Raw genomic sequence first — 13,283 nt, forward strand, 5'->3', positions numbered from 1 at the left:
CGTCCACCTCCAGGTGCGAAGGGCCGGCCCGGTGCCGGCCCCGCACCCTCTACACGAAGTGCCGGCTCCCGGATCGACATGGCGCCGTCACGAAACGGTGGGCTGCCAGCCGAGCGCCGGGCCGAGCCGGGTGGCGATGTCGGTGAGGATCTGCACGTAGTCGTCGTGCTCGAAGCTGAACGGCAGCGCGAACGCGACCTCGGAGACCTCCTGATACCCGGCGTGCGCGTGCAGCCGCTCCGCGATCTGTTCCGATGAGCCGACGAGATCCGGGGCGAACATCATCCGCGCCGGGCCCTGCGGGACGGCCGTGCGGGGCGTCCGCTGCGCCGCGTACTCCTCGTACCGGCGCCGCTGCGAGGGTGTCGCCGAGTCGGTCGGGACGACCACGAGGCCCTGCGAGACCCGGGCCGCGTCGCCGTCGGGGTGATGCGCGCGGAAGGCGCGGATGTGGGAGCGCTGGATCTCGGCGAAGTCCTCGCGCTCCTCGGCCTTGACGACGCTGCTGGTCAGGAAGTTCATCCCGTGCTCGCCCGCCCAGCGGGCCGAGGCGAGGCTGCCCCCGCCGTACCACATCCGCCGGCCGAGACCGGGCGAGTGCGGCTGCACCCGGTCGGAGAACACCTCGAACCCCTCCACGCCGGCGTCGGTGACCGGGACGCCCCGCACCAGGTCCAGCAGCCGCCGGACCCGCTCGTAGCCGAAGTCCTCGGCGTCGGCGGTGTCCGGGTACAGCGCCTGCTTCACCCGGTCGAAGTGCATCGGCGGGCCGACGCTGACCCCGGGGTTGAGCCGCCCGCCGGACAACACGTCGACGGTCGCCAGGTCCTCGGCGAGGCGCAGCGGGTTCTCCCAGCCGAGCGGGATGACGGCGGTGCCGAGCTCGATGCGGCTGGTGCGCTGGCTCGCCGCTGCCAGGACCGCCACGGGTGAGGAGATCCCGAACTGCAGATGCCGGTGGCGCACCCAGGCGCTGTCGAACCCGAGGCGCTCACCGAGCTGGATCACCTCCAGCGTCGACTCGTGCCCGCGGCGCGGGTCCGCCTCGTCGAACAGCCCGATCGTCAGGAACCCCAGCTTCTGCAACACCATGTGGTTGATTATTCAACGGTCACCGGGACCGGCGTGCCCTGCTGGACCTCCAGGACCGCCCGCTCCCCGAGCGGCGCCGCGAGCTGCACGGTCGCGGTGCGCTGCCCGCCGATCGCGGTGCACGCGCGCTCACCCGGGAACGGGTGGCTGACGACGATGACCACGACCGCGTTCGCCGACTCCACGACCTCCGCCGTGTAGTCGACCCCGCACGGCCCGGTCGCGGGCCGCGGCGAGCCGACGAACTGCGCCGTCAGCGTCGTGCCCGTCACCCGCGCGGCGTCGATGCGCAGCCCGCGCGGCGGGTTGTCCGCGTCCCACGGCGGCGGCTCGACGGTCACCCCGCTCGACGCCGCGAACGCCACCCTCGTCACCAGCACCGCCGAGCCCCGCAGCGTGAACTCCCACGCCGGTGCCGTCGCCGCACCCCGCGTCGTGTTGATCCGGGCGGTGCCGAGCCGGGCCCCCGTCACCTCGATCGTCTCGCACTCCGGGCAGTCCCCGGCACCGTCCCCGACGAGTTCGGCAAGGGCCGCGTCCGCAGCGATGATCGCCACGGTACGCCGCCCGCCCCCGTCCCACGTCACCTCGCCCTCGGCCCGCGGCGCCCCGGGCAGGGCCGCCGTGGCGGCGAGCTTCCCGGCCAGCAGCGACGCCTTGTACGTGGGCCGGTCCTCCTCCCAGGTGCCGACCTGCCCGGTCCGCTCCCCGACGACGACGATGCCCTGCCGGCCACCGGCCGCCGCGACCGCCCGGTCGTAGCGGTCCAGCGCCTCGCGTGCCTGCCGCCGCAGCCGGTCCGCGCTCTCCCCGCCCTCCGCGACGGGCGGCGGGTCCGTCGCGCCCCGGGTCCCGCAGCCGCTGATCAGCACCGTGGCGCCGAGCAGCGCCACGGCCAGCGCGGCCAACGTCCGTCGAGCCATCACGTCAACCTCCGGTACCCGGCCGCATCGTCGCACCCTTCGACGCCCCGTCACCCGCCCGCCGGGCGGTCGCTGTGGCAGGCGTCAATGACGCGGGCGAAGCCAGCGCAGCGATATGGGTGATTTGTGGTGGACCTTGCCGTTCCCTGGCCGGGCACCCTGCCGGTCAGGGAACGGCAATGGTCACCGCGGCCCGCACCGCCTTGGCCTTGAGTTTGCGGACCGGCGTGCGGGCGCCGCCGTCGAGTTCGAGCAGGACCGGCGAAGCGAAGCGCACCTTGACCTTCCGGGCGCTGCCGACCTGGACGAACGGGGAGTCGTCGGTGCGGCCGAACGCCATGCGGCCGAGGGTGCGGGCCCACTGCAGGGCGCCCTGGGCGGTGGAGACGCCCACCTCGAGGCGGCCGTCGAACGGGCTGGCGTCGTCGAAGGCCTCGATGCCGCCGGCGATGGTGCCGATGTTGCCGAGCAGGACGCAGGTGGCGGGGCCGGAGAACCACTGCGTGCCGTCGAGGGTGACGGTGGCCTGGACCGGGTCGTCGCCGACGTGGCGGACGGCGGTGCCGAAGTAGGCGAGCTTGCCGGCGCGGCTCTTCATGCCCCGGTCGGCGTCGTCGATCATCGCGGCGTCGAAGCCGGCGCCGGCCATGACGGCGAAGTGTTCGCCGGCGACCTTGCCGAGGTCGAAGCGGCGGCGAGTGCCGGACAGGCCGATGCGCACGGCGGCGGCGATGTCCTGCGGGATGGACAGCGACGAGGCGAACAGGTTCGCGGTGCCGGCGGGGATGACCGCCAGGGTCACCCGCGCACCGGTGTCGGCGAGGGTGTCGACGCAGCGCTGCACCATGCCGTCGCCGCCCCAGACGAAGACCAGGTCGGCGCCGGCCTCGACGGCCTTGCGCAGCTGCTTGGGTGCCTTGCGGCTCTTCGGTACCTCGCGCCAGTCGGGGGTCTCGACGCCTTCGCGGGCCAGGACCCGCCGCAGTTCGTCGAGACCCCCGCCGAGGGACTTGCCGGCATGGGCGATGACAGCGACATTCACATCCGCCTCGGTACCCATCGGCGGCGCCCGCTAAGCGTCCCGGACGGCCAGGGCGGCACCCCCCGCCAGCAGCGCGCCGAACGCCCAGACGGCCAGGACGCCCAGGCCGTGCCACGGCCCGATCGGCAGCTTGTCCAGACCCGTGGTGGCCTGCACGGCGAGCCCGGCGGTCATCGGGCCGATCTGCAGCAGGTGCCGCTCCCAGTCGGGGTCGGGTGCGGCGGCGGCGAGGATCGGGAACAGGAACAGCAGTGCGAGCACCACCCCGATCGCGGCGGCCGCGTTGCGCACGAGCGCCGCGACGCCGAGCGCGAGCAGCCCGATGAGCAGCAGGTACAGCACCGAGCCGCCGGTGGCCCGCAGCACCGTCGCCGTCGACGCCCCGGCCGGCAGGACGCTCCGGCCCACCAGCGCGGACACGGCGACCGCGGTCACGGCGGCCGGGACGGTCACGGCGGTGACGACCACGGCCTTCGCCGCGAGGACCCCGGTGCGTCGCGGCATCGCCGCCAGGGTGGCGTGGATCATGCCGGTGCCGTACTCGCCGCCGACGGCGAGCACCGCGAGGATCGCCACGACCGCCTGCCCGAGCTGCACGCCGGTGAGGACGGCCTTCGTCGGGTCACCGCCGCAGACCGCGGTGGTGCAGGGCATGTTGACCGCGACGATGACGCTGACGGCGACGGTCGCCACGACGATCCCGAGGACCAGCCACCACGTCTCCGGGGCGGTGCGCAGCTTCGTCCACTCGGCGCGCAGGTACCTTGCCCCGGACCCGCGGGTGCAGGTCCGGTCCTGTAGCACCAGCGTCGTGCTCACACGTCCCTCCTGCGGAAGCGGTACGCGGCGAGCGCCAGCCCGATACCGGCCCAGGCGAGCAGGACCGCGAACCCGGCCCACGGCGCCAGCGGGAAGAAGCCGTTGGCGGGCGTGTACACGCCGTCGACCTGCGCGTACCGGGGGGTGCTCTGCTGGATCGCGAACGCGGCCGCCGGGGTGACCCGCAGCAGCCACTCGCCGGCGGCGATCGGCAGGACGGTCATCGACAGCAGGTACGGCAGGACCGTCGCCACGACCGCCACGGTGACGGCGGTGGTGCCGCGCCGCAGCAGGACGCCGAACGCGAGGGCGAGGACCGCGGCGAGGGCGAGCAGCGCCCCGGTGCCGACGATGACCCGCAGTTCGGTCGCGGTGGACGCGGGGTGGACGTAGATGCCGTTGCCACGCATGATGTCCGGCCCGAACCCGACGACGACGGCGGCCGCGGCGAGCCCCGCCACGAACGCGACACCGCCGGTCACGGTCGCCTTCGCCGCGAGGGCCGTCACCCGGTGCGGCGCGGCGGTGAGCGACGTGCGGACCAGGCCGCGGCGGTACTCGCCGGTCATCGTCATCGCGCCGATCACGACGACGAACACGAGGCCCGCGAACGTGCCGATGAGCGTCTGGCTGATCGTGGTGCCCAGGCCCGCCGCACCGGCCACGGCCGGGCCGATGTCGCCGGAGCCGGTGACGGTGAACCCGGCGTCGGTCTCCTCGGCGCCGTTCGGCGGGCCGCTGCCCGCCGGGCCCCGGTTGCCGGCATCCCCGCCGGTGTCCGGAGCGCCGGGGGAGCCCGGACCTTCAGCAGGTCCGCCGGTGAGCACGGTCCAGGTGCCCGGCTGCCAGCCGCCGCTCGTGCTGATCCGGTCGAACCCGGCGGTGGCCTTCGACGGGCCGCCGGACGCCGAGGCCGCGCCGACCGACTCCGTGAACTGCGGCGACGTGACGAACAGCCCGACCTCCGCGGTCGCCGGCAGGCCGTCGAGCCGCACGGTGCCGATCCCGGTCCAGCTGACACCGTCGGCCGACTCCAGGGCGGTGACGCGCTCACCCGCCCGGGTCAGCCGCAGCCATCGTGGCGTCGACGCCGCGGCGGTACTGCCGGCGCGGTCGTGCACGTAGTTGTGCTGCAGGCGCACGCCGTGCCCGCCGGTGAGCATGACCGCCGCGTACGCGGAGCCGCTCCGGGTGCCGTCCTTGACGATCAGGCCGGCCTTCGCCCACGGCACCACGCCCTCGACGTCGCCGTGGGCGCCGGGGGCGAGGTCCGGCCGGGAGCCGGTCATCGACGCGACCCTGGCGGTGATGGTGCCGTCGCCGGTGAGCGGCCGGTGCACGAACGTGAACACGTCGGTGACCTCCTGCCCGTCCGGGCCGACCGGCAGCACGCACTCGGAGCCGGTGCCGCGCGTGCCGCAGGTGCCTTCCATGCCGGGGAACAGGCCGAACCCCACGATGGCGGCGGTGGCGACCAGCATCCCGATCACCCAGCCGCGCACGGTCCTGAATTTCGTCCATTCCGCGTGGACGAGCCGCGCGTAGCGGTTCATCGGGTCGCCTCCGGTCCGGCGGCGGCGCGGAACTCGACCGCGTCGCGGGTCAGCTCCAGGTACGCCTCCTCGAGCGTGGCCCGGTGCGAGGAGATCTCCGCGAACGGCACCCCGCCCGCGGTCAGCACCGCCACGACCCGCTCGGCGGCCAGGCCGGTGACCGTCAGCGTGCCCTCGCCGGCGCGGCTCACCACGGCGCCGGCGGACTCCAGTACACCTGCCGCCGCGTCGACGAACGGCGCGCCGGTGCGCAACGTGACCCTGCCGGCGGCGGCCGTGTGCAGCAGCGCGGCGATGTTCGTGTCGGCGATGACCCGGCCGCGGCCGACGACCACGACATGGTCGGCGGTGTCCTGCAGCTCGCTCATCAGGTGACTGGACACGAGCACCGCCCGGCCCTCGGCGGCCAGCGCCCGCAGGTGATGGCGCATCCAGATGATGCCCTCGGGGTCCATGCCGTTGAACGGCTCGTCGAGCATGAGCGCCGGCGGGTCGCCGAGCATCGCGGCGGCGATGCCGAGGCGCTGGCGCATGCCGAGGGAGAACCCGCCGGCGGCCCTGCGCGCCACCCCCTGCAGCCCGGCGCCCTCCAGGACCTCGTCGACGCGGCGGCCGGGCAGGCCCTGGGAGTGCGCCAGCCACAGCAGGTGGTTGCGGGCGGTCCGCCCCGGCTGCAACGCGCCCGCGTCCAGCAGCGAACCGAGGTGGCACAGCGGGCGGTCGAGGCTGCGGTACGGGCGGCCGGCGACCAGCGCGGTGCCGGAGTCCGGTGCGTCCAGGCCCAGGATCACCCGCATCGTGGTGGACTTGCCGGCGCCGTTGGGGCCGACGAAGCCGGTGACCTGGCCGGGTTCGACGCTGAACGTCATCCCGTCGAGGGCCGTTTGCGGCCCGAACCGTTTGCGGAGTCCGTTGACGACAATCATGGGTCCCGTTGTACGGGCGGCGCGGTGACACCACGGTGACAACCGCGGACACCACACTGACACCTGGAACCTGGCATCGTGGTCGGCATGCGGGTGCTGGTGGTCGAAGACTTCGAGGTCCTGGCCAGGACCGTCGGGACGGGACTGCGCCGGGAGGGCATGGCGGTCGACGTCGTCCTGGACGGCGCCGAGGCCCTCGAACGGCTCGCCGTGAACCGGTACGACGTGGTCGTCCTGGACCGCGACCTGCCCGGCGTGCACGGCGACGAGGTGTGCCGCCGCATCGTCGCGGCCCGCTCCAGCAGCCGGGTGCTGATGCTGACCGCGGCCAGCACCGTCAAGCAGCGCGTCGACGGCCTCGGCCTCGGCGCCGACGACTACCTGCCGAAACCCTTCGACTTCGAGGAACTGGTCGCCCGGATCCGGGCCCTGGCCCGGCGGCCCGACGCGGCGCTGCCGACCGTGTACGAGCACGGCGACCTCACCCTCGACCCCGCCCGCCGGGTCGCGTCGCGGGCGGGCCGCCGCCTGGAGCTCAGCCCGAAGGAGTTCGGCGTCCTGGAGTGCCTGCTCGCCGCCGACGGCCGGCCCGTGTCCGCGGAGGACCTGCTGGAGCGGGTGTGGGACGAGGCGGCCGACCCGTTCACCACCGTGGTGAAGACGACGATCCGCCGGCTGCGCGGCAAGCTCGGCACCCCCGACCTCATCCACACCGTCCGCGAGGCCGGCTACCGCATCGGCGCGCCGTGACCGCCCGCCGCAACCGCCGCCTGCAGTGGCGGCTGACCGGGCTGTACGCGGTGCCGTTCCTGCTCGCGGTCGTCGCGGGGATCGGGCTGTTCTCCTACGGTTCGGCGTCCAGCGCCCCCGTGGGCCCGGGGTTCGCGCCGGAGCCCCACGAGCCGCCAGCCGACGACCGGATGCTGCGCGTCATCGTCGTGACGCTGCTGCTGGCCAGTCTCCTCGCGGTGATCGGCGGGTGGGTCATCGCCGGGCGGGTCCTGCGCCCGCTGCGCACCATCATCGCCAACGCCCGCGACATCTCCGCGACCAGCCTGCACCGCCGCCTCGGCCGCACCGGCTCCGGCGACGAGTTCACCGAGCTCGCCTCGACGCTCGACAGCGTCTTCGAACGCCTCGAGGCCGCGTTCGCCTCGCAGCGGCGCTTCGTCGCCAACGCCTCCCACGAGTTACGGACGCCCCTCGCGGCGGAGCGGGCGCTGCTGCAGGTCGCCCTCGCCGACCCCGACGTCACCGTCGACACGCTGCGTGAGGCGTGCCGCGAGGTGCTCGCCCTCGGCGCCGCCCAGGAACGCCTCGTCGACGCGCTGCTCACCCTCGCCAGCGGCGAGCAGGGCGTCGAGCAGGACGAGCCGGTCGACCTGGCCGCCATCGCGGCCGCGGCGCTGCGCCGCCGCTCCACCGAGGCGAAGGTCCGCGGCGTGCGGGTCGGGTCGTCGCTGGGCCCGGCCGTCGGGGCCGGCGATCCGCGGCTGGCGGAGAGCCTGGTGGCGAACCTCGTCGACAACGCGGTGCGGTACAACGTCGACGGCGGCTGGATCGAGGTCACCACCATGTCGGTGCAGGGCGCGGCCCGGCTCACCGTCCGCAACAGCGGGCCGGTCGTCCCGGCGCAGGAGATCGGCCGGCTGCTGCAGCCGTTCCAGCGGCTGGAGGGGCAGCGGATCGGCCGGACCGACGGCCACGGCCTCGGCCTGGCCATCGTCCAGGCGATCGCCACCGCCCACGCCGCGGACCTGCGCGTGCTGCCCCGCCCCGGCGGCGGCCTCGACGTCACCGTCGACTTCCGCCCCGCCGCCGCGCTCAGCAGGGGGCGCGGAACGCGTCCAGGCGAAGGTTCTTCCGGATCGAGCTGAGCCGCAGGCCCGTCGCGGCCGGGCACAGCGCCGCCCTGTACTCGACGTGGAAGACCGGCTTGCCGGCGGTCACGAACGGGCGGAGCATCGCGCACTCCTTCCACTGCACGCACGACTCGTTGACGGCGAAGTCGAAGGACGGTTGCAGCTCGGTGATCTGCTCCAGGTCGTTCTTCAACCCGACGGCCAGGCCCAGCGAGTGCGCCAGGTCCGCGACCCGGCGGTTGAACAGCAGCTGATCCGCGGCGGTCAGCGGGAACCCGGACGCGTTGGCGTAGCCGTCCATGTTGTCGGGGTCGACGGCGTCGAAACCCTTGGCCTTGCAGGTCGCGAACCGCTCGGCGAGGATCGGGCGCAGCGTGTCCCACTGCCGGATGTCGAGCCACTGCTCGCCGGCCCAGCCGTCGAGGGCCTTGCCACGCACGGCGGCGGGGAAACGGGCGGCGTCGGCGCGCCAGTTCTCCCACGAGCCGGCACGACGTAGCACAGCACCTTCCGGCCGGCCGCGTGCGGCTTCGCGACCTGCGCCGCCGTCGCGTCGGCGCCGTCGATGTCGTACACGTCGGCGGCGACGGACGTGTCCAGCGCCCCGGTGAACTGCATCTGCCACGTCGCGCCGGCGGCCGGCTTCCACCAGGTGGCCGGGGAGGTGGCAGCGGCGGCGGCCGGTACCGTGGAGATCATGACGGCGGCAAGCGCCGCCAGGGCCACGACCATGGTGCGGGGGGTGTGTCGCATGCCTCGCCATCGGCCAGGCGTGGACTGGCCTGATCTGACGGTCCGGCGGAATGCGCCGCCCGGTCAGGGGACAGACACGGCCGTCACGTGGTCCGTATGCGTGCGCGACACCGACGGCACCGTGCTCCACGCGCACCAGCCGGACCTGGTGCTGTCCACCGCGAGCGTCGGCAAGCTGCTGCTCCTGCTCGAGGTCGCCCGAAGCCTGCCGCCCGACCTGCCCTGCGACCGGCGGGACGTGGCGCCGGTCGCGGACTCGGGGTTGTGGCAGCACCTGGGTACCGACGTGCTGCCCGTCAAGGACGTGGCGGTGCTGGTCGCGTCGGTCAGCGACAACCTGGCGACCAACGTCCTGATCCGCCACGCGGGGCTCGACCGGGTCGCGGCGCTCGGCGCCTCGCTGGGCCTGACCGCGACGGCGCTGCACGACGTGGTCCGCGACGCCCGCACCTCCTCGCACCCGCCGCGGCTGTCCTCCGGCAGCGCCGCGGAGCTGTCGCTGCTGCTGCACCGGCTGCCGTCGCTCGACGGCGGTGACCGGGTACTGGACTGGATGCGCACGTCGGCGGACCTGTCGATGGTGGCGTCGGCGTTCGACCTCGACCCGCTGTCACACGCCGGCGCCGTGCTGCGCAACAAGACCGGCACCGACGAGGGGGTCCGCGCCGACGTCGGCGTCGTCACCGGCCTGGACGCTGCGGTCAGCTACGCCGTCCTGGCCAACTGGTCCCCAGCGGCGGCAACGGTCGGTGAGGTGCTGGCGACCATGCGTGCGCTGGGCGATGCGATCCGCGTGCTCGTGGGAAAATGAGGCATGCCGTACTCGCCGCGGGAGACCGTCCAGAAGACCGGGTTCAGCCTCGACACGCTGCGCTACTACGAGCGCATCGGCCTGCTCGACGGCATCGACCGCACCGCCGGCGGCCAGCGCCTGTTCACCGACGACGACCTGGCCTGGCTCGACGTCCTGCGCTGCCTGCGCGACACCGGCATGCCCATCGCCAGAATGCGCCGCTACGCGGAACTCGCCCGCGACGGCGAGGGCACCTTCGCCGAACGCGCCGAACTCCTCGAAGAACACGACCGCGACATCGAACACAAGATCGCCGCCCTGCGCGAGGAGCAGGTAAGGATCAAGGAGAAGATCGGCTGGTACCGACGAGAACTCGCCCACACAACCCCCGCCGACGCCCAAACCCCAGCCTGACCCCCGCACCACCCTGACCACGCCCCGTCGGCCCGATTCACGCCGTGCCGAACCGTGCCGCGTCGGGCCGGCCGCGTCGGGTCGGGCCGTTCGCGCGGGGCCGCGCCGCGCCGTTTGGACCCGCCGCGCCCTGGGTCGCCCTGGGTCGCGCGGGGTCGCGCGGGGTTGGATCGCGTCAGGCCGGCCTGGGTCGGCACTGGGCTAGTGTCCTGAGTCGCTAATTCGCCTACACTTTGCGTATGCCAGGGAAGGCGCAGGGGTCGTTGGTGTTGTCCGACGATGAGCGTGAGACGTTGTTGCGATGGACGCGGCGGGCGAAGTCATCGCAGGCGTTGGCGATGCGGTCGCGGATCGTGTTGGCGTGTGCGGACGGCATGCCGAACACCGCTGTTGCTGCGCGGCTTGGGGTGTCTCGGGACATGGTCGGGAAGTGGCGGTCCCGGTTCATCGCCAGGCGTTTGGAGGGTTTGTCGGACGAGCCGCGGCCGGGAGCGCCGCGCAAGCTGACTGATGATGCGGTCGAGGCGGTGGTGGTGGCGACGTTGGAGCAGGCGCCGCCGCGGGGTGACAGTCACTGGTCGACCCGATCGATGGCCAGGGCGGTCGGCTTGAATCAGACCGCGGTGTCGCGGATCTGGCGTGCGTTCGGGCTCAAGCCGCACCTGGTCGACGATTGGAAGCTGTCGACGGACCCGCAGTTCATCGAGAAGGTCCGCGACATTGTCGGGTTGTACCTCGACCCGCCGGTCGGGGCGATGGTCCTGGCGGTGGACGAGAAAAGCCAGATGCAGGCGTTGGACCGCACGGCGCCGGTGCTGCCGATGATGCCGGCCGCGCCCGCCCGGCAGACCCACGACTACGTCCGGCACGGCACCACGAGCCTGTTCGCAGCTCTGGACCTGGCGACCGGCAAGGTGATCGGGCAGACCCAGCGACGACATCGGCATCAGGAGTTCCTGCGGTTCCTCAGGACGATCGACAACGCCACACCGTCCGATGTGGACCTTCACCTGATCCTGGACAACTACAGCACGCACAAGACACCCCAGATCCAGCAGTGGCTGGTCAAGCACCCCCGCTTCCACCTGCACTTCACACCGACCTACTCGTCCTGGCTCAACCTCGTCGAACGCTGGTTCGCCGAGCTCACCAACCGCAAGCTCCGTCGCTCCACGCACCGCAGCGTCGCCGCACTCGAAGCCGACGTGACCGCCTGGATCGAAGCGTGGAACACCGACCCGAAGCCGTTCGTCTGGACCCGCACCGCCGACGAGATCCTCGAAACACTCGCCGCGTACTGCGGCCGAATTAACGACTCAGGACACTAGGTCGGCTGGGCTGGTCCGCGCGGGTTGGATCGCGCCGCGCCGAGGGTCGGAGCGGCTGGGTAGGTCGCGCCGGGTGGTGTCGGATTACGCCGGGTCGGGCCGCGCACCATCCGGTCGGCCGCAACGCCCCTCGCCGCGCCGGGCCGCGCCGGGCCGGGTCGGCTGGGCGGATCACGCCGGGTCGGTTGAGTCGTGCCGGACTGCGCCGGGTGGGCCGCGCCGCACCGGTTGGGCCGGGCCGCGCCGGGCGGTTGAGTGGCGCCGGGTCGGCTGGGCGGGTCGGGCCGTGCCGGACAGCGTCGGGTTGGCCCGGTCGCGCCGGGCCGGATCGGGTCCGCGCCGGTTGGGTCGGCAGGGCTGGGTGGGTCGCGCCGGGTCAAGTCGTGTCGGACTGCGCCGGGTCGGGCCGCGCACCGCCCGGTCGGGCAGAGCTGCAACCGGGTCAGGTCGTGCTGCGCCGGGTCGTGCTGCGCCGGGTCGCGCCGGGTCGGACTGCGCACCGCCCGGTCGGGCAGAGCTGCAACCGGGTCAGGCCGTGCCGTGCCGCGCCGGGTCGTGCCGCGCCGGGTCGTGCCATGCACCGCCGGTTGGGCAGAGCCGCAAGCGGGACAGATCGGACCGCGTCGGGCCGCGTCGGGTCGGGGGCCGTCGGGTCGGGGGCCGCGTTCGTCGGGCTACGTCGGGGTGGTGGGGTGGGGCTGTGGTGGGTGCGGGCGGGGGTGGGATTGTGGTGGCTTGACCTGGTGCGCGCTCCAGGTCCTAGCGTCAGCGGTATGCGAACAGTTCCACTCGGCCGCAGCGGTGAGCAGGTCAGCGCGCTCGCCCTCGGCTGCATGTTGATGGGTACCAGCACCGACGAGGCTGCGTCCACGCTGATCCTGGAGCGGTATCTCGAGGCCGGGGGTACGTTCCTCGACACCGCCGACTGCTACGCGTGGTGGCCCGACGCGCCGGCGGGGGCGGCGGCGTTCACCGGCGGGGAGAGTGAATCGCTGCTCGGGCGGTGGTTTGCCAAGAGCGGGCGGCGGGACGACGTGTTCCTCGCGACCAAGGGTAGTGCCTGGGTCGGGGACCCAGCCGGGATCCGGGAGGGGCGTGTCAGCGCCGCGTCGCAGTACGCCGGGGCGGGCGGTGACACGCTCCGTCATGCCCTGGACGCCAGCCTGCGCAGGCTCGGGGTCGATCACGTCGACCTGTACTACGTCCACGTCGACGATCTGGAGACGCCGCTGGAGGAGACGTTGCAGGCGCTCGCGGGGCTGGTTGCGGCCGGCAAGACCCGGCACATCGGCTGGTCCAACGTGACGACGGCGCGGCTGGGCGCCATCGCCGCGCTGTGCGGGGAGCACGGCTGGCCCGCGCCGGTGGCCGTCCAGCAGGAGCACTCGTACCTGCGGCCGGCGGCGCCGAGCGTGTCCATTGTGGACGGTGAGCAGCTGGCGTATCTGCGGCAGCACCCGGAGGTGACGCTGGTTGCGTACTCGCCGATCCTCAAGGGGGTGTACGACGACGTGGCGAAACGGCAGAGCCACCACGTGATGCAGGCGTATCAGGGGGCCGACACCGAGGCGCGGTTCGCGGCCGTGGCGCGGGTGGCGGCGGAGCTGGGGGTCACCGGCAACCAGCTCGTCCTGGCGTGGCTGCTGCACCAGCAGGACCCGGCGCGGGTCACGCTGATCGGCCCGCGGACCCCGTCGCACTACGACGCCGCGGTCGCCGCCCTCGACATCAGCCTGGACGCCGCGACCCTCGACACCCTTGCCGCCGCCGGGGCGTGA

13 protein-coding genes and 1 pseudogene are annotated in these 13,283 nt (G+C 73.6%); 6 read left to right on the forward strand and 8 right to left on the reverse strand.

All coding sequences use genetic code 11. The features are described 5' to 3' along the window. Positions 1–87 precede the first annotated feature (87 nt). The 6 genes from OHA72_RS29910 to OHA72_RS29935 form a co-directional block, all read right to left on the reverse strand. Complete coding sequence (locus OHA72_RS29910) at positions 88–1,092, reverse strand: LLM class flavin-dependent oxidoreductase (RefSeq protein ID WP_327011121.1); 1,005 nt, start codon at positions 1,090–1,092, stop codon at positions 88–90. 8 nt (positions 1,093–1,100) lie between these two features. Next, positions 1,101–2,015: a hypothetical protein gene (locus tag OHA72_RS29915; protein WP_327011122.1), complete on the reverse strand. Its 915-nt coding sequence runs from the start codon at positions 2,013–2,015 to the stop codon at positions 1,101–1,103. Positions 2,016–2,181: 166 nt separating this feature from the next. Beyond that, a complete protein-coding gene (locus OHA72_RS29920; RefSeq protein ID WP_327011123.1) occupies positions 2,182–3,057 on the reverse strand; it encodes a diacylglycerol/lipid kinase family protein in 876 nt (291 codons plus the stop codon). Positions 3,058–3,087: 30 nt separating this feature from the next. Further along, entirely contained in the window at positions 3,088–3,876 is a 789-nt protein-coding gene (locus tag OHA72_RS29925) for an ABC transporter permease (RefSeq protein ID WP_327011124.1), read from the reverse strand. Continuing rightward, on the reverse strand, positions 3,873–5,429 hold the full coding sequence (locus OHA72_RS29930; protein WP_327011125.1) for an ABC transporter permease subunit: 1,557 nt from the start codon (positions 5,427–5,429) through the stop codon (positions 3,873–3,875). The genes OHA72_RS29925 and OHA72_RS29930 overlap by 4 nt, the downstream gene beginning before the upstream one ends. Next, entirely contained in the window at positions 5,426–6,355 is a 930-nt protein-coding gene (locus OHA72_RS29935) for an ATP-binding cassette domain-containing protein (RefSeq protein ID WP_327011126.1), read from the reverse strand. Before OHA72_RS29935 ends, OHA72_RS29930 begins: the two co-directional genes overlap by 4 nt. Positions 6,356–6,442: 87 nt before the next feature. On the opposite strand from OHA72_RS29935, the gene OHA72_RS29940 reads away from it, so the two are divergent. Both OHA72_RS29940 and OHA72_RS29945 read left to right on the forward strand, forming a co-directional pair. Next, complete coding sequence (locus tag OHA72_RS29940) at positions 6,443–7,105, forward strand: response regulator transcription factor (RefSeq protein WP_327011127.1); 663 nt, start codon at positions 6,443–6,445, stop codon at positions 7,103–7,105. Next, entirely contained in the window at positions 7,102–8,232 is a 1,131-nt protein-coding gene (locus OHA72_RS29945) for a sensor histidine kinase (protein ID WP_327011128.1), read from the forward strand. The genes OHA72_RS29940 and OHA72_RS29945 overlap by 4 nt, the downstream gene beginning before the upstream one ends. Here OHA72_RS29945 and OHA72_RS29950 read toward each other — a convergent pair. Together OHA72_RS29950 and OHA72_RS64930 are read right to left on the reverse strand one after the other, a co-directional pair. Beyond that, positions 8,180–8,719, reverse strand: coding sequence for an endo alpha-1,4 polygalactosaminidase (locus OHA72_RS29950; protein WP_327011129.1), 540 nt, complete (start codon positions 8,717–8,719; stop codon positions 8,180–8,182). The two genes, OHA72_RS29945 and OHA72_RS29950, sit on opposite strands and share 53 nt — an antisense overlap. 50 nt (positions 8,720–8,769) lie before the next feature. Next, positions 8,770–8,970 (reverse strand): annotated as a pseudogene (locus tag OHA72_RS64930) (endo alpha-1,4 polygalactosaminidase); the annotation flags it as partial. Positions 8,971–9,070: 100 nt separating this feature from the next. Here OHA72_RS64930 and OHA72_RS29955 point away from each other — a divergent pair. The 4 genes from OHA72_RS29955 to OHA72_RS29970 all read left to right on the forward strand — a co-directional run bounded on the left by OHA72_RS29955 (position 9,071) and on the right by OHA72_RS29970 (position 13,283). Further along, positions 9,071–9,781 (forward strand): serine hydrolase, encoded by a 711-nt coding sequence (locus tag OHA72_RS29955; RefSeq protein ID WP_327011130.1) that lies wholly within the window; start codon positions 9,071–9,073, stop codon positions 9,779–9,781. A gap of 3 nt (positions 9,782–9,784) precedes the next feature. After that, complete coding sequence (locus tag OHA72_RS29960) at positions 9,785–10,177, forward strand: MerR family transcriptional regulator (protein WP_327011131.1); 393 nt, start codon at positions 9,785–9,787, stop codon at positions 10,175–10,177. 239 nt (positions 10,178–10,416) lie between these two features. Further along, complete coding sequence (locus tag OHA72_RS29965; protein WP_327006042.1) at positions 10,417–11,505, forward strand: IS630 family transposase; 1,089 nt, start codon at positions 10,417–10,419, stop codon at positions 11,503–11,505. Between the two features lie 773 nt (positions 11,506–12,278). Next, the gene (locus OHA72_RS29970; protein ID WP_327011132.1) at positions 12,279–13,283 is read left to right on the forward strand and encodes an aldo/keto reductase; all 1,005 of its coding nucleotides are present in this window, start codon (positions 12,279–12,281) and stop codon (positions 13,281–13,283) included.

This window comes from Dactylosporangium sp. NBC_01737 (genome assembly GCF_035963215.1).
GTDB lineage: Bacteria > Actinomycetota > Actinomycetes > Mycobacteriales > Micromonosporaceae > Dactylosporangium.